This window comes from Vibrio sp. 10N.286.51.E5, from assembly GCF_041469125.1.
Lineage (GTDB): Bacteria > Pseudomonadota > Gammaproteobacteria > Enterobacterales > Vibrionaceae > Vibrio > Vibrio crassostreae_C.
In genome coordinates this window covers 45,604-69,018 of record NZ_JBFRJZ010000055.1, presented here as the reverse complement: position 1 = coordinate 69,018, position 23,415 = coordinate 45,604, and the positions used below count along the sequence as shown (strand labels likewise).

Annotated in this window: 23 protein-coding genes; 22 read left to right on the top strand and 1 reads right to left on the bottom strand. The window is 45.1% G+C overall.

From position 1 onward, the window contains the following. Window positions 1–102 precede the first annotated feature (102 nt). From yajC to secF, 3 genes are read left to right on the top strand one after another with little or no spacing between them, the layout of a single operon-like run. Window positions 103–432, top strand: coding sequence for a preprotein translocase subunit YajC (gene yajC / locus AB4161_RS18985; protein WP_010440492.1), 330 nt, complete (start codon window positions 103–105; stop codon window positions 430–432). Between the two features lie 20 nt (window positions 433–452). Next, complete coding sequence (gene secD, locus AB4161_RS18980; RefSeq protein WP_102320714.1) at window positions 453–2,309, top strand: protein translocase subunit SecD; 1,857 nt, start codon at window positions 453–455, stop codon at window positions 2,307–2,309. A 14-nt stretch (window positions 2,310–2,323) separates the two neighbouring features. After that, window positions 2,324–3,271, top strand: coding sequence for a protein translocase subunit SecF (gene secF, locus AB4161_RS18975; protein WP_017062837.1), 948 nt, complete (start codon window positions 2,324–2,326; stop codon window positions 3,269–3,271). 293 nt (window positions 3,272–3,564) lie between these two features. On the opposite strand, the gene suhB is transcribed toward secF, so the two are convergent. Beyond that, a complete protein-coding gene (gene suhB, locus AB4161_RS18970) occupies window positions 3,565–4,368 on the bottom strand; it encodes an inositol-1-monophosphatase (RefSeq protein WP_017062836.1) in 804 nt (267 codons plus the stop codon). 181 nt (window positions 4,369–4,549) lie between these two features. Here suhB and trmJ point away from each other — a divergent pair, with 181 nt between their 5' ends. From trmJ to AB4161_RS18875, 19 genes are all read left to right on the top strand, one after another. Then, window positions 4,550–5,278: a tRNA (cytosine(32)/uridine(32)-2'-O)-methyltransferase TrmJ gene (trmJ, locus tag AB4161_RS18965; protein ID WP_048658839.1), complete on the top strand. Its 729-nt coding sequence runs from the start codon at window positions 4,550–4,552 to the stop codon at window positions 5,276–5,278. A gap of 116 nt (window positions 5,279–5,394) precedes the next feature. Continuing rightward, window positions 5,395–5,916 (top strand): Fe-S cluster assembly transcriptional regulator IscR, encoded by a 522-nt coding sequence (gene iscR / locus AB4161_RS18960; RefSeq protein ID WP_010440512.1) that lies wholly within the window; start codon window positions 5,395–5,397, stop codon window positions 5,914–5,916. Window positions 5,917–5,943: 27 nt separating this feature from the next. Next, a complete protein-coding gene (locus AB4161_RS18955) occupies window positions 5,944–7,158 on the top strand; it encodes an IscS subfamily cysteine desulfurase (RefSeq protein ID WP_048613459.1) in 1,215 nt (404 codons plus the stop codon). A 33-nt stretch (window positions 7,159–7,191) separates the two neighbouring features. After that, the gene (gene iscU, locus AB4161_RS18950; RefSeq protein WP_004740340.1) at window positions 7,192–7,569 is read left to right on the top strand and encodes a Fe-S cluster assembly scaffold IscU; all 378 of its coding nucleotides are present in this window, start codon (window positions 7,192–7,194) and stop codon (window positions 7,567–7,569) included. Window positions 7,570–7,666: 97 nt separating this feature from the next. Further along, the gene (gene iscA, locus AB4161_RS18945) at window positions 7,667–7,990 is read left to right on the top strand and encodes an iron-sulfur cluster assembly protein IscA (protein ID WP_010440519.1); all 324 of its coding nucleotides are present in this window, start codon (window positions 7,667–7,669) and stop codon (window positions 7,988–7,990) included. Window positions 7,991–8,074: 84 nt separating this feature from the next. Further along, window positions 8,075–8,590 (top strand): co-chaperone HscB, encoded by a 516-nt coding sequence (gene hscB, locus AB4161_RS18940; protein ID WP_048608145.1) that lies wholly within the window; start codon window positions 8,075–8,077, stop codon window positions 8,588–8,590. Window positions 8,591–8,612: 22 nt separating this feature from the next. Next, window positions 8,613–10,463: a Fe-S protein assembly chaperone HscA gene (gene hscA, locus AB4161_RS18935; RefSeq protein WP_372083911.1), complete on the top strand. Its 1,851-nt coding sequence runs from the start codon at window positions 8,613–8,615 to the stop codon at window positions 10,461–10,463. 20 nt (window positions 10,464–10,483) lie between these two features. Continuing rightward, window positions 10,484–10,822 (top strand): ISC system 2Fe-2S type ferredoxin, encoded by a 339-nt coding sequence (fdx, locus tag AB4161_RS18930; protein ID WP_010440525.1) that lies wholly within the window; start codon window positions 10,484–10,486, stop codon window positions 10,820–10,822. 134 nt (window positions 10,823–10,956) lie between these two features. Beyond that, the gene (iscX, locus tag AB4161_RS18925; RefSeq protein ID WP_004740335.1) at window positions 10,957–11,157 is read left to right on the top strand and encodes a Fe-S cluster assembly protein IscX; all 201 of its coding nucleotides are present in this window, start codon (window positions 10,957–10,959) and stop codon (window positions 11,155–11,157) included. A 206-nt stretch (window positions 11,158–11,363) separates the two neighbouring features. Continuing rightward, window positions 11,364–12,659, top strand: coding sequence for an aminopeptidase PepB (gene pepB, locus AB4161_RS18920; RefSeq protein WP_017062517.1), 1,296 nt, complete (start codon window positions 11,364–11,366; stop codon window positions 12,657–12,659). Between the two features lie 105 nt (window positions 12,660–12,764). After that, window positions 12,765–13,199 carry a nucleoside-diphosphate kinase gene (gene ndk, locus AB4161_RS18915; RefSeq protein ID WP_016797173.1) on the top strand — a complete coding sequence of 145 codons (435 nt, stop codon included), beginning with the start codon at window positions 12,765–12,767 and terminating at the stop codon, window positions 13,197–13,199. A gap of 441 nt (window positions 13,200–13,640) precedes the next feature. Then, window positions 13,641–14,783, top strand: coding sequence for a bifunctional tRNA (adenosine(37)-C2)-methyltransferase TrmG/ribosomal RNA large subunit methyltransferase RlmN (locus AB4161_RS18910; protein ID WP_017062516.1), 1,143 nt, complete (start codon window positions 13,641–13,643; stop codon window positions 14,781–14,783). A gap of 440 nt (window positions 14,784–15,223) precedes the next feature. Next, on the top strand, window positions 15,224–16,180 hold the full coding sequence (gene rodZ, locus AB4161_RS18905) for a cytoskeleton protein RodZ (RefSeq protein WP_372083909.1): 957 nt from the start codon (window positions 15,224–15,226) through the stop codon (window positions 16,178–16,180). A 7-nt stretch (window positions 16,181–16,187) separates the two neighbouring features. Continuing rightward, the gene (ispG, locus tag AB4161_RS18900; protein ID WP_009848294.1) at window positions 16,188–17,309 is read left to right on the top strand and encodes a flavodoxin-dependent (E)-4-hydroxy-3-methylbut-2-enyl-diphosphate synthase; all 1,122 of its coding nucleotides are present in this window, start codon (window positions 16,188–16,190) and stop codon (window positions 17,307–17,309) included. A gap of 70 nt (window positions 17,310–17,379) precedes the next feature. Further along, window positions 17,380–18,648, top strand: a complete 1,269-nt coding sequence (hisS, locus tag AB4161_RS18895) for a histidine--tRNA ligase (protein ID WP_017062514.1) — start codon at window positions 17,380–17,382, stop codon at window positions 18,646–18,648. Window positions 18,649–18,727: 79 nt separating this feature from the next. Next, window positions 18,728–19,342, top strand: coding sequence for a YfgM family protein (locus tag AB4161_RS18890; RefSeq protein WP_017062513.1), 615 nt, complete (start codon window positions 18,728–18,730; stop codon window positions 19,340–19,342). Window positions 19,343–19,352: 10 nt separating this feature from the next. Then, window positions 19,353–20,513 (top strand): outer membrane protein assembly factor BamB, encoded by a 1,161-nt coding sequence (gene bamB, locus AB4161_RS18885; RefSeq protein WP_372083908.1) that lies wholly within the window; start codon window positions 19,353–19,355, stop codon window positions 20,511–20,513. A gap of 158 nt (window positions 20,514–20,671) precedes the next feature. Further along, a complete protein-coding gene (gene der / locus AB4161_RS18880) occupies window positions 20,672–22,153 on the top strand; it encodes a ribosome biogenesis GTPase Der (RefSeq protein ID WP_017062511.1) in 1,482 nt (493 codons plus the stop codon). A gap of 131 nt (window positions 22,154–22,284) precedes the next feature. After that, window positions 22,285–23,187, top strand: coding sequence for an alanyl-tRNA editing protein (locus tag AB4161_RS18875; RefSeq protein ID WP_372083907.1), 903 nt, complete (start codon window positions 22,285–22,287; stop codon window positions 23,185–23,187). Window positions 23,188–23,415: the final 228 nt, after the last annotated feature.

Genomic DNA, 23,415 nt, shown 5'->3' with positions numbered 1-23,415 from the left:
TTTGCGAGCCCTATCTCTCTTCCGAGTGATGGGGCTTGAAAATAAAGGGATGCGACCCAATTAGACAAACAATTACGAAAATATAAATAGAGGATGTTTTAAATGTTTATTTCTCAAGCTCACGCAGCAGCAGAAGGTGCACCAGCAGGCGGCGGTTTCGAAATGCTTATCATGCTAGGTATGTTCGCTGTGATCTTCTACTTCATGATCTACCGTCCACAAGCTAAGCGTGTTAAAGAGCACAAGAACCTTATGTCTTCTATGGGCAAAGGTGATGAAGTTCTTACAAGCGGCGGCCTAATTGGCAAGATCACTAAGATTGCAGAAGACAGCGACTACGTTGCTATCGAACTGAATGCAAACAACGAAGTAGTTATCAAGAAAGACTTCGTTACAGCAGTGCTACCAAAAGGTACTCTGAAATCTCTATAAACAGCTAGAGGATCCTCGCTGTGCTAAACCGTTACCCGTTATGGAAGTACCTGATGGTGGTGTTTACTATCGCCATCGCTGCGTTGTACGCACTTCCGAATATATACGGTGAAGATCCGGCAGTTCAAGTTACAGGGGCGCGCGGCGCCTCTGTAGATATGTCTACGCTGGATGCTGTCACCAATGCTCTTGAAGCTGAAAACCTTTCTACTAAATCCGTTGCTCTAGAAAACGGTTCCATTCTTGTTCGCTTTAACGATACAGACTCTCAAATTAGTGCTCGTGATGTCATCACTGAAGCATTAGATGAAGACGTAATCGTTGCTTTAAACTTAGCTGCTTCAACTCCTGATTGGCTTGAATCTATTGGTGCTGCACCAATGAAGCTTGGTCTTGACCTACGTGGTGGTGTTCACTTCTTGATGGAAGTGGATATGGACGCTGCGATGCAAAAGCTGGTTGGCCAACAAGAAGAAGCGTTCCGTAGCGAACTTCGTGAAGAAAAAATCCGTTACCGTGCAATTCGCCCATCTGGTAAAGATGCGGTTGAAGTGATTCTACGTAACGCCGAGCAGCTTGCTGAAGCGAAATCGCTACTGCAATCTAAGCACCAAGACATGACGTTTGTAGATTCTGAATCTAATGGTCGTTTTTCTTTGGTTGCTAGCTTCACAGAGGCTCGTCTTCAAGAAATTCGCAACTATGCGGTAGAGCAAAACATTACCATTCTACGTAACCGTGTTAACGAACTTGGTGTTGCTGAACCTTTGGTTCAACGTCAAGGCTCTAGCCGTATCGTAGTGGAATTGCCTGGTGTTCAAGACACGGCTCGCGCTAAAGAAATTCTTGGTGCTACCGCGACGCTTGAGTTCCGTGAAGTGGATAGCAGTGCTGACTTAGCCGCTGCCGCTTCTGGTCGTGCCCCTGCGGGTAGCGAAATCAAGCAAGATCGTGATGGTCGTCCTGTGGTACTTAAGAAGCGCGTTATTCTAGGCGGCTCAAGTATTACTGATGCAAGCTCAAGTGTTGATGAATATGGTCGTCCTCAAGTTAACATCTCGCTAGACAGCGAAGGTGGTAGCAAGATGTCTGCATTCTCTCGTCAGAATATCGGTAAGCTAATGGCAACGGTATTTGCAGAGTACAAAGACAGCGGTCGTAAAACACCGGAAGGTCGAGTTATCTTGAGTAAGCACGAAGAAGTGATTAACCAAGCGACGATTCAATCTGCGCTAGGCCGTAACTTCCGTATTACTGGTATCGATTCAACGGCTGAAGCTCATAACTTGGCACTTCTACTGCGTGCTGGTGCATTGATTGCGCCTATCTCGATTGTAGAAGAACGTACCATTGGTCCATCTATGGGGCAGCAAAACATCGATATGGGTATCATGGCGATGGTTTGGGGTATGGCTGCTGTAATGCTGTTTACGCTGCTTTACTACCGTAGCTTTGGTCTGATTGCGAACGTTGCGCTAATGGCTAACTTGGTGTTGATTATCGGTGTTATGTCGATGATTCCGGGGGCTACCATGACCCTACCAGGTATTGCCGGTATCGTATTAACGGTTGGTATGGCGGTTGATGCGAACGTTCTGATCTTTGAGCGTATACGTGAAGAGCTTCGAGATGGACGCAGTCCACAACAAGCGATTCACCAAGGTTACGCGAACGCATTCAGCACAATCGCCGATGCCAACATCACCACACTACTAACAGCAATCATTCTATTTGCTGTGGGTACGGGTGCTATCAAAGGCTTCGCGGTAACGCTGTCTATCGGTATCTTGACTTCAATGTTTACAGCTATTATCGGAACACGTTGTATCGTGAACCTGATGTATGGCGGAAAACGTGTTAAAAAACTGTCGATCTAAGGCTAGGAATTAATATGTTTCAGATTCTAAAAGCAGACAAAATGATCGACTTTATGCGTTGGTCAAAGGTTGCCTTTGTTTTTTCTATCTTGATGATTGGTACTGCTATCTTCACCCTAACAACGAAATCGTTGAACTGGGGTCTAGATTTTACTGGCGGTACTCTGATTGAAGTTGGTTTTGAACAACCGGCACACCTTCCTGATATTCGTAGTGCACTAGAAGCCGAAGGCTTTGGTGATGCAACGGTACAGAACTTCGGTTCAGCTCGTGATGTGATGGTTCGTTTACGTCCACGTGATGGCGTAGCGGGCGAAACGCTTGGTAACCAAATCCTTTCTGCTATTGAGAATGGTACTGGTGAGCAAGTTGAAATGCGTCGTATCGAGTTCGTTGGTCCTAACGTGGGTGACGAATTAACAGAAGCGGGTGGCCTTGCTATTCTAGTTTCTCTTATCTGTATCTTGATCTACGTATCAGTGCGATTTGAATGGCGTTTGGCTGCGGGTGCAGTATTAGCACTGGCGCACGACGTTATCATCACTCTGGGTGTGTTCTCTCTAATGCAAATTGAGGTCGACCTTACCATCGTAGCAGCCTTGCTAACGGTCGTCGGTTACTCCCTCAACGATACCATTGTTGTATTCGACCGTATCCGTGAGAACTTCCGTAAGATGCGTAAGGGTGAAGCACCTGAAGTACTGAACAGCTCAATCACACAAACATTGAGCCGTACATTGATCACTTCTGGTACCACGTTATTCGTAGTTATCGCACTGTTCGTTCAGGGCGGCGCTATGATTCACGGCTTCGCGACTGCACTTCTACTGGGTATTACGGTTGGTACTTACTCTTCTATCTACGTTGCATCTGCACTGGCTATGAAGTTAGGTATTACGCGTGAACACCTAATGCCACCACAAGTGGACAAAGAAGGTGAAGAGTTTGACGAGATGCCTTAGGCCTTGGCTTAATAAGTTTCGCTAAACCAAAAAAACCGCTAGGCAACTAGCGGTTTTTTTACGTCTGTATTCTAGGGAAGCTCAATACAATTTAGCGTTGAAGTATGTTGAACTTCATTTCACTAAGAGACATCCTGATCGTATCTCGTATCTCGTATCTCGTATCTCGTATCTCGTATCTCGTATCTCGTATCTCGTATCGCAGATACAAAAAAGCCTCGCTATAGCTATATAGCGAGGCTTTGGAATTTTTATGCGCCCTTAAAATAGGGAGCGTTAACGTAAGGTCTGAATTACTTCAGCATACCTTCGTTAGCGTTCTCACGAACGTGCTTAAGAATAGACTTAACACCACGTGCGCTTGAAGCAACAACATTACCAGAAGTCATGTAATCAGTACCGCCAGCAAAGTCAGTCATGATAGCACCAGCTTCACGAGCGATTAGATCGCCAGCTGCTAGATCCCATGGCTTAAGGCCAAGTTCTAGGTAACCATCAACACGGCCAGCTGCTAGGTAACATAGGTCAAGAGCAGGAGAACCTGTACGACGGAAATCAGCACAGTCGATGAATAGACCAGAGATGATCTTCATGAAAGATTCAGAGTGTTGTTTTTGCTTGAATGGGAAACCAGTCGCTAGAACAGTACCTTGAAGGTCTTTTAGTTGAGTAACACGCATACGAGCGTTGTTAAGTTGAGCGCCAGCGCCACGTTGAGCTGTGAATAGCTCGTTTAGCATTGGGTCATAAACACAAGCAACTTCTGTACGACCGTTCATGCGAACAGCGATAGATACAGAGAAGTGAGGGAAACCTTTTACAAAGTTGTTGGTGCCATCCAGTGGGTCAACGATCCATTGTACATCAGAGTCTTTACCTTCAGTCAGGCCTTTCTCTTCAGAAATAATGCTGTGCTCTGGGTAAGATGCTTTGATTGTCTCAATGATCATGTACTCAGCTTCTTGAGCAATGTTAGTAACGTAATCGTTGTTACCTTTTAGAGACGATTCGATCTTATCAGTTGTTTCTAGAGATTTAGCAATATGGTTGCCAGCTTTACGCGCAGCGCGTATCGCAATGTTTAGCATTGGATGCATATGGTTTTTCCCACAAGATGTTAAAGAACAATTTAAAGCGGCGGCGAGTATACCAAAGTTTTACCAAAAGGGAAGTGGTTATTTTTTGAACTCTTGGTTTCACATTGCGCGAAGGGTCTGACCATTTTACTTTGCTATGTGTTAATATCTCGCGATTATTTTTAAAGTGGTGTCATATAGCATGTTAGACAATGTAAAAGTCGTTCTGGTTGGTACGTCTCATTCGGGAAATATCGGATCAGCAGCTCGCGCAATGAAAGTGATGGGTTTGAGTCAATTAGTTCTTGTAGACCCTCAATGTGAAGTTGACGAGCAGACCTTAGCACTGGCTGCGGGTGCTGGTGACATCGCAGAAAACGCGACTATCGTTTCCACACTGGACGAAGCAGTAAAAGACTGTGGTTTAGTGGTTGGTTCGAGTGCACGTTCACGCACACTTGAATGGCCAATGCTTGAGCCTCGTGAGTGTGGACAAAAATTTGCAATTGAAGGTCAGAAGCACCCAGTAGCATTAGTATTCGGCCGTGAGCGTACGGGCTTGACTAACGATGAGCTTCAGAAGTGCCACTTCCATGTATGTATCCCAGCTAACCCTGAATACAGCTCGCTAAACCTAGCAATGGCGGTACAGACTCTGAGCTACGAAGTGCGTGTCGCCCACCTTGATATGGTCGCTAGCCAATATCAACCACAGCCACAAGATGAGTACCCTCGTCACGAAGAACTAGAAATGTTCTACGAGCACCTTGAAAAAGTGATCATTGATACCCAATTTATCTCTAAGGATAAGCCGGGGCAGGTGATGAACAAGCTACGTCGCCTATTTAGCCGTGCTCGTCCAGAACTGCAAGAAATCAACACACTTCGTGGTATTTTGACTTCTATTGAGAAGAGCAAAAACGACAAATAAAGCCCATACAATAGTTAAGGGTGAATACCTGACTAAAATAGTCAACTAAATACTTGACCAATTTAGTCGGGTATGGGAAGATTCCAACCACATAAACAATGTGGATACGGTGTGATATGAAACTTACATCTAAAGGAAGATATGCGGTAACAGCTATGCTAGATGTAGCACTGCATTCGCAAAAAAGCCCAGTTCCTCTGGCTGATATTTCAGAGCGACAAGGCATCTCGTTATCTTACTTAGAACAGCTATTTTCTAAGTTACGTAAAGCTGGCTTAGTTGCTAGTGTTCGTGGTCCTGGCGGTGGTTACCGTTTAGGTGCTGAAGCGAGCGACATCGCTGTCGGAACTGTAATTGCTGCAGTAGACGAATCAGTGGATGCAACTAAGTGTCACGGTCGAGCAGATTGTCAAGGTGGCAGTCGTTGTTTAACTCACACTTTATGGCGTGATTTAAGCTCCCGAATCAGCAGCTTCTTAAACGACATTACGCTCGGTGAGCTAATGAAAGATAACGAAGTTTTAGAGATTTCTGATCGTCAAGATATCGATCTTGCGGTTAATAATGGTTTTGCACATAAAAATACGAGCACTACAACGATTAGTGCAGCACCTCACGGTGTTAATGCCCGCTCTTAGCGGTCAGTTTTTACATTGGAGTAGAAAATGAAACTGCCTATTTACTTTGACTATTCAGCTACATGCCCAGTCGATCCACGTGTTGCTGAAAAAATGGTTCAGTGCATGACGATGGACGGTAACTTCGGTAACCCTGCATCTCGTTCACACCGTTACGGCTGGCAGGCAGAAGAATCAGTAGATAATGCTCGTGAGCAAATTGCCGATCTACTAAATGCAGACCCACGTGAGATTGTTTTTACGTCAGGTGCTACAGAGTCAGATAACCTTGCTATCAAAGGTGCAGCGCACTTTTACGAGAAGAAAGGTAAGCACGTAATCACGTGCAAAACAGAACACAAAGCGGTTCTTGATCCATGTCGCCAACTAGAGCGTGAAGGTTTTGAGGTGACATACCTTGAGCCAGAAGCTAACGGCATCATCGATCTAGACAAGCTACAAGCTGCAATGCGTGAAGATACTGTTCTAGTTTCTATCATGCACGTAAACAACGAGATTGGTGTAATCCAAGATATCTCTGCAATCGGCGAATTATGTCGTGCACGTAAGATCATCTTCCACGTTGATGCGGCGCAGTCTGCGGGTAAAATCCCACTAGACGTAAAAGAGATGAAAGTAGACCTTATCTCTATGTCTGCACACAAAGCATACGGCCCTAAAGGCATCGGCGCTTTGTACGTTCGTCGTAAGCCACGTATTCGCCTAGAAGCGCAAATGCACGGTGGCGGTCATGAACGTGGTTTCCGTTCTGGTACTCTTGCTACTCACCAAATCGTGGGTATGGGCGAAGCTTTTGCCATCGCTAAACAAGACATGCAGAAAGATTACGATCACGCACTAGCACTTCGTGAGCGCCTATTGAAAGGTGTTCAAGATCTAGAAGCGGTAACCGTAAACGGCGACCTAGACCAACGTGTACCACACAACCTAAACGTGAGCTTCGCTTTCGTTGAAGGTGAGTCTCTGCTTATGTCTCTAAAAGACCTAGCAGTATCATCAGGTTCTGCATGTACATCAGCAAGCCTCGAGCCTTCATACGTTCTACGTGCTCTTGGTCTGAACGATGAACTGGCACACAGCTCAGTACGTTTCTCATTCGGCCGTTTCACAACGGAAGAAGAAATCGACTACGCGATTGCACAAATTCGTGTAGCGGTAAACAAATTACGCGACATGTCTCCTCTATGGGATATGTATAAAGAAGGGATTGATTTGAACACTGTTGAGTGGGCTCATCACTAATCTCACGGAAATAGAGGATTCGAGGTAACTATCATGGCATATAGCGAAAAAGTAATTGATCACTACGAAAACCCACGTAACGTAGGTTCGTTTGATAAAGAAGACCCAAGTGTAGGTAGCGGCATGGTTGGCGCACCAGCTTGTGGTGACGTAATGAAACTGCAAATCAAGGTAACGCCAGAAGGTATTATCGAAGATGCAAAATTCAAAACTTACGGCTGCGGTAGCGCAATTGCTTCTAGCTCACTAGTAACTGAGTGGGTTAAAGGTAAAAGTATTGATGAAGCAGCAGCTATCAAAAACTCTGAAATCGCAGAAGAGCTAGAGTTGCCACCAGTGAAAGTGCACTGTTCAATTCTTGCTGAAGATGCAATCAAAGCAGCAGTTGCGGATTACAAAAAGAAGCGTTAATCGTTTCATTAAGTAATCACAAAAAATAAGCAATATTTGGGAGCATCCTTTGTGCTCCCCCTGAGTTCTCAATTTATATAAAACACAAGGTTGTAGTATGGCCATCACCATGACAGATACGGCAGCAAGCCGAGTTCAAGCTTTCCTAGATAACCGAGGTAAAGGTATCGGGTTGCGCTTAGCGGTAAAAACTACTGGCTGTTCGGGCATGGCGTATGTACTGGAATTCGTTGATGAGCTTAACGAAGAAGACGAAGTGTTTGAGCATTCAGGTGTTAAGGTCATCATTGATCCAAAGAGCCTAGTTTACCTAGACGGTACTGAGCTTGATTACGTAAAAGAAGGCCTAAACGAAGGTTTTGAATTCAACAACCCTAACGCGAAAGGCGAATGTGGTTGTGGTGAGAGCTTCAACGTATAAACGCTTCAATCGTTAAGCGTTTATAGTGAGCGAAGAATAAAATTAGGCTCTGATTGAAGAGCCTAAACTTAGGACCACCGTTACATGAATCATTTCGAATTATTTGGGCTACCACTTCAGTTTCAACTGGATGGTAGCCTTCTTTCTTCTCAGTTTAGAGATCTGCAACGCCAATTCCACCCTGATAAATTTGCCACTGCTTCTGAGCGTGATCGCCTATTAGCCGTGCAAAAAGCTGCGCAAATTAACGATGCGTACCAGGTGTTGAAGAATCCAATCAGTCGAGCTGAATACCTGTTAGTGCAACATGGTGAGGATATTCGCGGCGAGCAGCAGACCCTGCAAGATCCTATGTTCCTGATGGAGCAAATGGAATTGCGTGAAGAGCTTGAAGACATCGCCGACAGTTCTGATCCTGAAGATGCTTTGTTTGCATTTGAAGGAAAGGTTAGCAAAATGTATAAACAACAATTAAGCGCTATCCAACAAGAACTCGACAGTGAGGCTTGGTTAGAAGCTGCAGACCGAGTAAGAAAGCTTAAGTTTATTGCAAAATTAAAGAATGAAATCGAGTTAGTTGAAGATCGTCTGATCGGCTAGTTCGTATAACAAGGACACATCCATGGCACTACTTCAGATTGCAGAACCAGGGCAAAGCGCCGCTCCTCACCAGCACAAGCTTGCTGTGGGTATTGATTTAGGTACAACAAACTCATTGGTTGCGGCAGTGCGCAGTGGTGAGGCGAGCACACTGGTTGATCAACAAGGTCGCAGTATTCTTCCTTCCGTTGTTCACTATACGTCAGAGTCGTACACGACTGGTGATGAAGCTCGTACAAATGCACAGACTGATCCTAAAAATACCATTATCTCAGTTAAGCGACTAATCGGTCGTTCATTGTCAGATATCCAACAGCGATACCCGTCTCTGCCATATCAGTTTGAAGAAAGTGATAATGGTCTGCCTATGATTCGCACAGAACAAGGCAACAAGAACCCAATTCAAGTATCTGCAGACATTCTGCGAGCGCTAGGTCAACGTGCTGAGTCTACATTAGGTGGTGAGCTATCTGGTGCTGTGATTACCGTTCCTGCGTACTTTGATGATGCCCAGCGTGCAGGTACGAAAGACGCGGCGCAACTTGCTGGTCTCCACGTGTTACGTCTTCTTAATGAACCGACTGCCGCTGCGATTGCTTACGGCCTGGATTCAGGTAAAGAAGGGGTAATTGCTGTTTATGACTTAGGTGGCGGTACGTTTGATATCTCTATCCTACGCCTATCTAAAGGTGTCTTCGAAGTTTTAGCAACAGGTGGTGACTCTGCATTAGGCGGCGACGACTTTGACCATTTAGTTGCGGATCATTTCCAAGAACAAATGGGCTTATCAGAGCTAACAGCAGAACAGAATCGTATTCTTCTAGATGCCGCAACAGAAGCGAAGATTGGCTTATCTGAAGCGGAAAGCGTTGATGTTGACGTACTCGATTGGTCTGGTTCATTAACTCGTGAAGAGTTTGAAGAGATCATCAAACCGCTCGTTAAGAAAACACTGCTTTCATGCCGTCGTGCACTAAAAGATGCGGAAGTTGATACAGATGAAGTTCTAGAAGTCGTGATGGTCGGCGGTTCAACTCGCACATTACTTGTACGTGAAATGGTCGGTGACTTCTTTGGTCGTACGCCACTAACCAGCATTAACCCTGATGAAGTGGTTGCAATTGGCGCATCGATTCAAGCGGATATCTTAGTGGGTAATAAGCCTGACTCTGAAATGCTACTACTGGACGTTATCCCTCTGTCTCTTGGTATCGAAACCATGGGCGGCTTGGTCGAAAAGATCATTCCTCGTAACACCACGATCCCTGTTGCTCGCGCACAAGAATTTACCACGTTCAAAGACGGTCAAACTGCAATGACAGTACACACCGTGCAAGGCGAACGTGAGATGGTTGACGACTGTCGTTCACTGGCTAGATTTGCTCTGAAAGGCATCCCGCCGATGACAGCAGGTGCAGCTCATATTCGTGTTACTTACCAAGTGGATGCTGATGGCCTGCTATCGGTTACCGCAATGGAGAAGAGCACTGGCGTTCAAGCTGAAATCCAAGTTAAGCCTTCTTACGGTCTAAGCGACAACGAAGTGGCTAGCATGCTGAAAGATTCGATGACGTTTGCAAAAGAAGACATGCAAGCGCGTGCTCTTGCTGAGCAACGCGTAGAAGCGGATCGCGTTATCGAAGGCCTTATCGCTGCAATGCAAGCCGACGGTGACGAGCTACTTGATGAGCAAGGCAAACAACAACTTGTTCAAGCGATTGAAGCACTGATTGAAGTGCGTAATGGCGACAACGCTGATGCCATTGAACTAGAAATTAAGAATACCGACAAAGCGAGCCAAGACTTTGCTTCTCGTCGTATGGATAAATCAATTCGTGCTGCACTGTCAGGTCAGTCAGTCGATAATATTTAATAGTTAGAGAATAGATAAACATGCCAAAGATTATTGTTTTACCTCACGAAGATCTATGTCCAGAAGGCGCTGTTTTAGAAGCAAAAACTGGTGAGACGGTTCTTGATGTTGCATTGAAGGCCGGTATTGGTATTGAACACGCATGTGAAAAATCGTGTGCATGTACAACATGTCACGTTGTGATTCGTGAAGGTTTTGATTCTTTAGAAGAGAGTGATGATCTAGAAGACGACATGCTAGATAAAGCATGGGGCTTAGAGATGGAATCTCGCTTGGGTTGCCAAGCTAAAGTGGCTGATACGGATCTTGTTGTAGAGATTCCAAAGTACACGTTGAACCTGGCTTCTGAAGACCATTAAGAACCTGTTCTCAGTCATGGCTAATACAGCGATGACTGAGAGAGTTATTGCTTAGACAAACATACTAAGAAAACTGGCCTAGAATATAGATCATAAAGGTGACAGAGCGTCGCTGATAAATATAAGGAAGTGTTATGAGCTTGAAGTGGATTGATTCGCGAGATATCGCAATTGAGCTATGTGATTTGTACCCTGATACTGATCCTAAAACGGTACGTTTTACCGATCTGCATCAATGGGTGCTAGACCTTGAAGAGTTCGACGACGAGCCTAACCACTCGAATGAAAAAATCTTAGAGGCTATTATTTTGTGCTGGATGGATGAGATGGATTAATCCTCTTGTCTAATGATTTGGTCGCGGGTTGGTATCAGTCCAATATAAAACGCAGCCAAGTTAACAATTCTTACTAAAAAAAGCGGACCTTATGGTCCGTTTTTTTATCAAAATGACATTTTCCTCCTACATAATGCTAACATCAGTGCGCTAATAAAAAATAATCAGAATCACACACTCACAGTGGTTCATGACAAGGAGAAATCATGTCTACACAGATGTCAGTATTTTTAAGTCAAGAAGCTGCCCAGCCTCAGTGGGGAGCAAGAGCTATTTTATCGTTCTCAGAAGCGGGAGCGACAATTCACATTGGTGAAGGCCACGATCTAGGCGCAGTTCAACGTGCGGGTCGTACGCTTGACGGACAAGGTATCGCATTCGTTTCACTTCGTGGTGAAGGTTGGGATCTAGAAAGCGTTTGGGCTTTCTACCAAGGCTACCGTGGACCAAAGAAAAAGAATGCATTGGAATGGGATGCACTTTCAGAAGCCGATCAAACTGAGCTTGAAGCTCGTATTCGCGCAACTGACTGGACGCGTGACATTATCAATAAAACCGCTGAAGAAGTGGCACCTCGTCAACTTGCGACAATGGCTGCAGAATACATCAAGTCAGTGGCGCCAGCGGGCACTGTTAAAGCGAAGATCGTTAAAGACAAGGATCTACTAACCGAAGGTTGGGAAGGCATCTACGCGGTCGGCCGTGGCTCTGAGCGTACATCAGCAATGCTGCAACTGGACTTCAACCCAACAGGCGATGAAAACGCACCTGTATTTGCCTGTTTAGTCGGTAAAGGTATTACGTTCGATTCGGGCGGTTACAGTATCAAGCCAGGCCAATTCATGACAGCGATGAAAGCTGACATGGGTGGCGCAGCAACGATTACTGGTGGTTTAGGTCTTGCGATTGAACGCGGTCTTAACAAGCGCATTAAGCTTATTCTATGTTGCGCAGAGAACATGATCTCTGGTCGCGCATTGAAGCTTGGCGATATCATTACCTACAAAAACGGTAAAACAGTTGAGATTATGAACACTGATGCGGAAGGTCGCTTAGTGCTAGCTGATGGCCTGATGTACGCAAGTGCACAAAGCCCTGAGCTGATCATCGACTGTGCAACGCTAACAGGCGCGGCTAAAAACGCATTAGGTAACGACTACCACGCACTATTAAGCTTCGATGATGAGTTGTCTCACCAAGCGCTAACAGCGGCAAACCAAGAGAAAGAAGGCTTATGGCCACTGCCTCTTGCTGATTTCCACCGTGGTATGTTGCCTTCAAACTTTGCTGATCTTTCAAACATCAGCACAGGCGATTACACACCGGGTGCAAGTACAGCAGCGGCATTCCTTTCTTACTTTGTAGATGATTACAAAAAAGGTTGGATTCATATGGATTGCGCGGGTACTTACCGTAAGTCAGCAAGTGACAAGTGGGCGGCAGGCGCAACGGGTATGGGCGTTCGCACACTGGCTCGTCTTCTTATCGACCAAGCAAAATAATAATAAGGGTGAGCGGTATTTTGTGCCGCTCATTCATAAAGCTCAGATCGAAAGATCTCAGTAATTTCAGTATTTAATAACAAAAAATGAAGTGAAGGAATCCCTATGGCTCTAGAAAGAACGTTCTCAATTGTTAAGCCGGATGCAGTTAAGCGTAACCTTGTTGGTGAAATCTACCACCGTATCGAAAAAGCAGGCCTAGAAATTATTGCTGCTAAAATGGTTCGTCTTACTGAAGAGCAAGCGAGTGGCTTCTACGCTGAACATGAAGGCAAAGAGTTCTTCCCAGCTCTTAAAGAGTTTATGACTTCTGGTCCTATCATGGTTCAAGTGCTTGAAGGCGAAAACGCTATCGCTCGTTACCGTGAACTTATGGGTAAAACAAACCCAGAAGAAGCGGCATGCGGTACTATCCGTGCTGACTACGCAATCAGCATGCGTTACAACTCAGTTCACGGCAGCGACAGCCCTGAGTCTGCAGCTCGCGAAATCGAATTCTTCTTCCCAGAATCTGAAATTTGCCCACGCCCAGCTCAATAATCGGCACTGCAAATTATTCTAAAGGCTTCACCTCGGTGAGGCCTTTTTTGTAAGTGGATTTTACGCTCTCGATAATCAATTTAGTCGTCATTCTCGAAAGCGACGAAGGAGCGTAATCGGGAATCTGTTTTTGTTATTGGAGATTCCAGATACTTCGTTCCTCAGTTCTGGAATGACGGGGAACTTTGGAGCAACCATCTCGTGGTAAATATTATCGAGCAATTGGTGATTATTTACGTCATTCCCGAAAGCGACGAAGGAGTGTAATCGGGAATCTTTGTTTAAATTGGGTAATCTCAGGCCGATAAATACAATTGTTCAAATTTTAATCGCTTAAGTTTGAACGTCTTAATAAACACAGGGTTTTACAATGCTTGTTGAAGTTGCGTAAAGCCTGTATAATTCGCGCCCTTAATTATTGTTCCGTCATTGAGAGGCATCATGACCACAGCTAAAGTCAATCTACTCGATTTTGATCGTAAAGGTCTTCGTAAATTTTTCACAGAAGAACTGAATGAGAAAGCGTTTCGAGCAGAGCAAGTGATGAAGTGGATTTATCACTTCGGTGTCGATGACTTCGAACAAATGAACAACATCAACAAAAAGTTACGTGAGAAACTTCAACGTCGCTGTGAGATTGTTGCACCTGTTGTTTCTGAAGCTCAACACTCTTCAGATGGCACAATTAAATGGGCGATGAGCGTTGGCGACCAAGACGTTGAAACGGTATACATCCCAGATGGTGACCGTGCGACGCTATGTGTATCTTCACAGGTTGGTTGTGCACTTGAATGTAAGTTCTGTTCTACAGCTCAACAAGGCTTCAACCGTAACCTAAAAGTTTCAGAGATTGTTGGCCAAATCTGGCGTGCATCTCGCGAAATCGGCCTAGAAAAAGAAACCGGTCGTCGTCCAATTACTAACGTTGTAATGATGGGTATGGGCGAGCCTCTATTGAACATGAAGAACCTAATGCCATCATTAGAAATCATGCTTGATGATCTAGGTTTCGCACTGTCTAAGCGTCGTGTAACCGTATCAACTTCTGGTGTTGTTTCTGGCCTTGACCAAATGACAGACAACATCGATGTCGCATTGGCTATTTCTCTACATGCGCCAAACGATGCACTACGTAGCCAAATCATGCCGATCAACGACCGTTGGGATATCCAAGACTTCCTAGCATCTGTTCGTCGTTACATTGCATCTTCAAATGCTAACCGCGGTAAAGTAACGGTTGAGTACGTGTTATTGGATCATGTGAATGATGATATGGACCACGCACGTGAACTTGCTGAGCTAATGAAAGAGACGCCTTGTAAGATCAACTTGATTCCATTCAACCCTTACCCGGGGTCGCCTTATAAGAAGCCAAGCAACTCTCGTATTGATCGCTTCCAAAAAACGCTGATGGAATACAACTACACAGTAACCGTTCGTAAGACTCGTGGTGATGATATTGATGCCGCGTGTGGTCAGTTAGTCGGTGATGTGATTGATAGAACCAAGCGTACTAAAATGCTTAAAGCAGCCTCTGAAGCGAACTTGATTGCCGGTGGTGTGATTGAAGTAAAAGCGGTATAAAACGCGATTAGAACCTAAACAAGCCAGAAGTCTTACTTCTGGCTTGTTGCTTTTCTGGGGTGCAGTTTTTGATTTTTTGGACTTCTTGCCCACGCTTTCTTACATTTTTCGTCAAATTTTGGACAAAACCATGAGCTGACGGTAAATTTTGTTTAAAGTGTTTTTGCCTTGTAATGGCATTAGCTTATGATTAACTAATCTTAAATTAATTTAAGTGCTCGCTTGCTACTGATCATCAATATGTCTATTTAGGTTGGCTACTTGATAAACTAGCTTCCTGAGAAGGTCATCCATAATAAATGAATGATGTTCGCCTTTAAGGGTTGATGATTTAGATAGCAGGAAAAATTCCACATAACGTGGGTTGTTAGATTGAGCTTAAACGACAATAAGAAAACGCTCTCCTCAACCTGCGATAATACTTTAGAAGTTCACTCTCTATGAACACAGAACAAGATACACAAGCGCAAGAAAACGTAGCTCCAGCTTTGGAAGCGGGAACGCTGCTTAAGAACAAACGAGAATCTCTTGGTTTAACGCAAAAGCAGATTTCTGATCGCTTGAAACTTCGCGTTACTCTGATCCAACAAATTGAAGAAAACCAATTCGAGTCAGATCAAGTGGCGACGTTTATGCGTGGCTATATTCGTTCATACGCGAAATACGTCAATCTTGACGAAAAAGTCGTATTGAGTGCGCTGCATCATGCCGGTGATGCTCAGCATCAAGAGCAAGAAATGCTGAGTTTTTCTCGTAAGACCAAAACCGAGAAGCACAACAGCCGTATTATGATCCTGACTTGGAGCATTTTTGCGGTCATTGCGGGTATCTCCTCACTTTGGTGGTGGCAGAACCAACAGCAAGACACCCTATCTCAATCTTTAGCGAATACTGAAAGCTCAGAAGAGCTAGCGGTAGAAGAATCACTTGCCCCTGAATTCACCTCTTTAGAAGTGATTGAAGCTGAAAAAAACGAAGCGGGTGCTTCTGTTGTTGAAGGTGCTGAAGGCCTTGCTGCGATAAGCGATGCGGAAGAAAGTTCAGATGCTGTTACTCCAGCTGACGAAACTTCTGCACAACAAACAACAGAGACTGAACCAACTGCTGAAGCTGCTGCGAATTCAGAAACGGTTGAAGCTAGCACGGCTTCTGAAGCTGTGGCCAACGAGCTAGTGATGCAGTTCTCTGCTGATTGCTGGATCCAAGTAAAAGATGCAACGGGTAAAACCTTGTCGACTGGCATCAAAAAAGCAGGTCAGTCGTTAAATCTATCAGGAACTGCGCCATATAAAGTGATTCTAGGTGCGCCAGAAGGCGTATCAATGACATTTGCAAGTGAACCTGTCGACCTTTCTGGGTATACTTCAGGCAAAGTAGCTAGAATAACCTTACCTTAGAGTTAATATGCAACACGAATCTCCTATTATTCGTCGCAAATCAACCCGTATTTATGTGGGTGATGTGCCGATCGGTGATGGTGCACCAATTGCTGTGCAATCCATGACCAACACAAGAACAACAGATGTAGCCGCGACCGTTGCTCAAATTAGAGCTCTGGAAAAAGTTGGCGCTGATATCGTTCGCGTATCTGTACCGACTATGGATGCAGCTGAAGCCTTTAAGCTAATCAAGCAGCAGGTCTCTGTTCCTTTGGTTGCTGATATTCACTTCGACTACCGTATCGCACTTAAAGTGGCGGAATACGGCGTTGACTGTCTGCGTATCAACCCAGGTAACATCGGTAACGAAAGCCGTATCCGCTCAGTTGTTGATTGTGCACGTGATATGAATATTCCGATTCGTATTGGTGTTAACGGCGGTTCTCTTGAGAAAGAGATCCAAGAGAAATACACAGAACCTACAGCAGAAGCGCTTGTTGAGTCAGCAATGCGTCATGTAGATATCCTAGACCGTCTGAACTTTGATCAATTCAAAGTCAGCGTGAAGGCTTCTGATGTATTCCTTGCTGTCGGTTCTTACCGTTTGCTGGCTAAGCAGATTGATCAACCTCTTCACCTTGGTATTACCGAAGCGGGTGGTGCGCGTGCAGGCTCTGTGAAGTCAGCGGTAGGTTTAGGTATGCTTCTTTCTGAAGGTATCGGCGATACGCTGCGTATATCGCTAGCGGCTGATCCGGTTGAAGAGATCAAAGTTGGCTTTGATATTCTTAAATCTTTGCGCATTCGTTCGCGTGGCATCAACTTCATTGCGTGTCCGAGCTGTTCTCGTCAAGAGTTCGATGTTATTAACACCGTTAATGCCCTTGAAGAGCGCCTAGAAGACGTGATCACTCCAATGGACGTATCTATCATCGGTTGTGTGGTTAACGGCCCTGGTGAAGCTGAAGTGTCTCACTTAGGTTTAGCTGGTAGTGCACGTAAGAGTGCCTTCTACGAAGATGGTAAGCGTCAGAAAGAGCGCTTCGACAACGATGACCTTGTCGACAAACTTGAAGCTAAGATTCGTGCAAAAGCGTCAGTGCTTGATAAAGCAAATCGCATTGATGTAGAAAACTTAGAAGATTAATACAACGCGATGGGGTGTGATTGTCTATTCGCACTAACACCTGGTCGTGAGAAATTACGGAATAAATACTGTGGCTAAAAATATTCAAGCAATTCGAGGCATGAACGACTGCCTTCCAACTCAATCACCACTGTGGCAGAAAGTAGAAAGCGCAGTTAAAAACGTGGTGAGTGCATACGGTTACAACGAAGTACGTATGCCTATCGTTGAAGAAACAAACCTATTTAGCCGTGCAGTTGGTGAAGAGACAGACGTTGTTTCTAAAGAGATGTACACCTTTGACGACCGCAATGGCGATAGCCTAACGCTGCGTCCAGAAGGCACAGCAGGTTGTGTTCGTTCATGTATTCAAAACAGCCTTATCAACCGTGATGAACAGCGCCTATGGTACATGGGCCCTATGTTCCGTCACGAGCGTCCTCAAAAAGGTCGTTACCGTCAATTCCACCAATGTGGTGTTGAAGTGTTTGGCCTAGACGGTCCAGACGTTGACGCAGAACTTATCATGATGACAGCACGTCTATGGCGTGAGCTAGGCATCGACAAGCACGTTCGCCTAGAGCTGAACTCAATCGGTTCTCAAGAAGATCGCGTTAGCTACCGCACTGCGTTAGTGGCTTTCCTTGAGCAACACATTGATGTGCTTGACGAAGACTGCAAACGTCGCATGCACACTAACCCTCTACGTGTACTTGATACTAAGAACCCTGACGTTCAAGCTATCTTAGGTGACGCACCTCGACTATCTGAATATCTAGGTGAAGAATCGAAGCAACATTTTGCTGGTTTGTGTGAACTTCTTGACGCTGTTGGTATCGAATACCAAGTTAATGAGCGTCTAGTACGTGGCCTAGATTACTACAACCGCACCGTATTTGAGTGGATCACAGATAGCCTTGGTGCTCAAGGTACAGTATGTGGCGGCGGTCGTTACGATGGTCTTGTTGAGCAACTAGGCGGCAAAGCAACAAATGCAGTTGGCTTCGCAATGGGTCTAGAGCGTCTGGTTCTGATGATGGAAACGCTAGAGCTAACAGAAGTTCGTCGTAGCGTTGATGTATACGTAGTTGCTGCTGGCGAAGGTACTATGATCGCGGGCATGCAGTTAGCGAATCAGTTACGCGACACCGTTGAAGGCGTGCGTGTAATGAACCACTTCGGTGGTGGTAACTTCAAGAAGCAATTCAAACGTGCTGACAAAGTAGGTGCTGTTGTGGCGCTGGTACTTGGTGAGAACGAAGTTGCTGACAATACAGTTGTGTTAAAAGATCTGGTTGGCGGCGAGCAAGAAACCGTGTCTCAAACGGAAGTTGCAGAGAAAGTTGCTGCGCTAATCTAATTAGCCATTGAGCAAACGCTCATAATGAATACTAACGTCAGCACTATGCTGGCGTTTAAAGAATTAAAGAGGACAGGAAGTGGAACTTTACGATAGCGAAGAGCAACAAGTTGAAGCCATTAAAGATTGGTGGAAAGAGAACGGTAAAGCCGTAATCTTTGGTGCGGTTATTGGTTTAGGTGGTCTATTTGGCTGGCGCTATTACCAAGATTCAGTAGTTGAAGCGCGTGAAGCAGCTTCAGAAAGCTACACCTCTGTAATTTCAGCTCTTGATGTTAAGGGTGTTGATGCTCAATCTGATATTCAAGCTTTCATCGACGCAAACAAAGATGCTGAGTACTCAGTACTTGCTGCTATGCAACTAGCAAAAGTACAAGTACAAGCAGGCGATCTAGCGGCGGCACTTGAACAGCTCGAGTGGGCAAAATCGGCAACTAAGGACGCGGCACTTGCGCCACTACTTACTTACCGTGTTGCACGTATTAAAGCTGAGCAAGGTGAATTTGACGCAGCACTGACTGATCTTGCTGCTATGACAGATGAATCTTGGAAAGGCCGTGTTGCTGAACTGCGTGGTGATATCTCACTTCGTAAAGGCGACACAGACGCAGCATACAGTGCTTACACAGAAGCACAGCAAGCTGTTGACGCTAGCCAAACGCTTCAAATCAAACTTGACGACCTAGCTAAATAAGGCGCTTTGAATGAAGAAGATGTTTCCAAAAGCGGCGTTGTGTGCGATTGCTCTTGGCCTACTAGCTGGCTGTGCGGGTGAAGAAGACACCGTAATCATGGCTCCAGTCCCAACGGTAAACAGCGAGTTCACTCCTAGTCAGGAATGGTCTACGTCGGTTGGTGATGGTGTTGGTCACTACTTTTCAAAACTAACGCCAGAATTGGCTTACGACAAAGTGTTTGTTGCAAGCCGTGAAGGTATGGTTAAAGCGCTTGATCCTGATACAGGTAAAGCGCTGTGGAAAGTCGATCTTGAGAAAGACGTATTGGCTCGTTTATCGGGTGGCTTAACGGCGGCTTACGGTAAAGTTTTTGTTGGTTCTGAAAATGGCGAAGTGATCGCACTGGAAGAATCGACCGGTGAAGAGCTGTGGCGTGTATCAGTCAATGGCGAGGTGCTTGCATCCCCAGCAACTGATAGCAACATGGTCATTGTTCATACCAGTCGCGGTATGTTGATCGCGTTAGATCAAGCAAGCGGTGAACAAAAATGGACCATCAGTACGGAAGTACCAAGCCTAACACTGCGTGGCGATAGCTCGCCTGTTGCAGTTTCTGGTGGTGTATTCTGGGGTACAGCAAATGGTCGTCTAGCTGCGGCTATCGTTGATCGTGGTCAGCTTATTTGGCAACAGCCAGTAGGCACACCAAAAGGTGCAACGGAAATTGATCGTTTGGTTGATGTTGATGCATCTCCAATTGTTCTTGGTGGCACCCTGTATACCGTAGGTATCAATGGTCAGCTGATTGCTATCGACCTTCGTTCTGGTAAGCCAATTTGGAAACGTAACTACTCATCAGCGATTGATTTAGCAAGTGATGGTAGCCGTTTGTTCGTTGTTACCGACAAAGACCATGTGGTTGCGGTTGATGCGCGTAGTGGTACTGAACTGTGGAGCACTCCATTGTTAGAAAACCGCTTACTGACAGCACCTGCTATTATTAATGGTTATGTAGTCGTGGGTGATACTGAAGGTTATCTGCACTGGTTGGATCGTTCATCGGGTGAGTTTGTTGCTCAACAGCTTGTCGATGATAGCGGCTTTGCGGTTGTACCAATTGAACTGCCTGAAGGCTACTTAGTGACGACTCGCAATGGCGATGTAAAGAAACTAACGATTAGCCAATAAAAGCGTGATATAATTCACAGTCGGCTCCTGGTTGGTAACAGCCAGGAGCCGTTTTGTTGTTAAAAATTAATAAACCGTGTGGTTATAGGTAAGAGTTTAAACTTGCGAACAAGTGCTTACCTATAACTACATTTAGAGAAGAAATTGTAGAGGTTGTTATGGTACCTGTTGTTGCTCTAGTAGGGCGTCCGAACGTAGGTAAATCTACGTTATTTAACCGATTGACTCGAACTCGTGATGCATTGGTTGCGGATTTCCCTGGCTTAACGCGTGACCGTAAATACGGTCATGCTCATTTTAGCGAGCATGACTTTATTGTTATTGACACTGGCGGTATCGACGGTACTGAAGAAGGTGTTGAAACTAAAATGGCTGAACAGTCGCTAGCGGCGATTGATGAAGCTGATGTCGTTCTATTTATGGTAGATGGCCGTGCGGGTCTAACACCTTCAGACGTGGCGATTGCTAAGCACCTACGTCAACTAGAAAAGCCTTCAATGCTAGTAGTAAACAAGGTTGATGGTATCGACCCTGATGCTGCAAGTGCTGACTTCTGGCAACTAGGTGTAGAAGACATGTACCAAATCGCTGCGGCGCATGGTCGTGGTGTTACTGCACTTATTGACCTTGCTCTTAACCCATTCGCAGAAGCGCTAAAAGCTGAGAATGGCGAAGTAAGCGACTTAACTGAGTTTGAAGACGAAGAAGAAGAGCAGGTTGAATTTACAGAAGAAGAAGCTGAAGCAGAATTCAAGCGTCTTCAAGATCAACCGATCAAACTAGCGATCATTGGCCGTCCTAACGTAGGTAAATCAACGCTAACGAACCGTATTCTTGGTGAAGAGCGTGTGGTTGTTTACGATATGCCAGGTACGACTCGTGACTCTATCTACATCCCAATGCAGCGTGACGAGCGTGAATACGTTCTAATCGATACTGCGGGTGTTCGTCGTCGTAAAAACATCAACGAAACGGTAGAGAAGTTCTCAGTGGTTAAAACACTGAAAGCGATTGAAGATGCTAACGTTGTATTGCTGCTTATCGATGCTCGCGAAAACATCTCTGATCAAGATCTAAGCTTGCTAGGCTTTGCGTTGAACGCTGGTCGTTCAATTGTTATTGCCGTAAACAAGTGGGATGGCCTAGATAACGACGTTAAAGAACGCGTTAAGAAAGAGCTAGACCGTCGCTTAGGCTTCGTTGATTTCGCACGTATTCACTTTATCTCTGCACTTCACGGTACAGGTGTTGGTCACTTGTTTGAGTCTGTACAAGAAGCTTACAAGTCAGCGACTACTCGTGTTGGTACTTCTGTGCTAACTCGTATCATGAAGATGGCGACTGATGATCACCAACCGCCTATGGTTCGTGGCCGTCGTGTGAAACTGAAATACGCGCACGCTGGTGGCTACAACCCACCGATTATCGTTATCCACGGCAACCAAGTTCGTAACTTGCCAGATTCATACAAACGATTCTTGATGAACTACTACCGTCGTTCACTAGAAATCATGGGTACACCTATTCGCATTCAATTCCAGAACAGCGAGAACCCATTTGAAGCTAAGACTAACAAGCTGACAATTTCTCAAGAACGTAAACGTAAACGTATGATGAGCATGGTTAAAGGTCGTAAGTAAACCTTTCCAATAGATTTGATACCCGAGCCTGTCTCGGGTATTTTTTTAAGCAAAATTCACGTTAAGCCATAACAATACGTTTTTATCATCATGGCTCAACGAATCAGACTAGATTCCAGAAGAAGAACGATATGACTACTAGCGATTTGATTACACCTGTGTCAGCAATCACACCAACCATCACTCAATTTTGTCATCAGGCTTGGCAGCTCAATGCTAAAGCGCAGTACGTTGAAAGCGATGACAGCAAAACTTACCTGATCACCGACGTGACACCCTTCCACCCAGTGAGTCACATTTGGCCAGATCACCCTGCAGACCAAGGCTTTGTGAGTGTTGGTGACGTGCTATATCCAGTTGAAGACTGCCTTGTTGGTGCTATAGAACAATCTACTGGCAAGCTTCATATCGCAGCAGATATCCCTGTTAAGCGTGATACGGAAGGGTGGGCGTTTGTTGTTGTCCACCAGCTACCTACATCTGCTTCTATGATTAAGGTTAACGACGAAGTCGTGTTGTCGGTTGATAAAGAGTACCAAGCCAGTTTGAGCCGTGGTCACAGTGCTGGTCACATCGCTTTCCTAGCCTTGAATAAAGTATTGGCTGAAAGCTACTGGCGTAAAGATGCGGACAGAAAAGATCCGCTTGGCAGTTACGACTTCAATAGCTACGCACAAGTGACGAGCTTTGTGACTCCAGAGCTGTGTACCGATAAGTATCGCTTAGGCAAAACCCTGAAGAAGCGTGGTTTGAACGTTGCAGACATGCTAGCAAATCTTGATGACATCGAAGCTGATATCAACCAAATGCTTGCGGGCTGGCTTGCAGAGCCGACGCCAGTTGCGATGAGACTAGAAGGCGAGGCGTTAACAGACTCTCGTTACTGGGAGTGGCAGCTTGACGCAGATACTCAGGTCACTATTCCTTGTGGTGGCACACACATTGGAAATACCTCAGAACTTGGTGCGCTGTCCGTTAAGCTGACCCAGCTAGATGGCCAAAACATTGAAATGCTGACGCATGTAATTCGATGATTTAGACTACAGATCGAAATGGCTTGTGCTGTTTATTTTATTTTTACATGTTACTTTTGATATAAATGACTATTTGAAATTGAAATGCAGCATATGTAACTTATGCTTTCGGTGTGTGGTGATATAAATATTCTTTTTGGGGTAGATCGCTGATCAAAATAGATAAAGCGAAAGATCAACCTATGATCTTCGATTGTGTGTCGTACTAATTTAGTGTGTTATTATTAA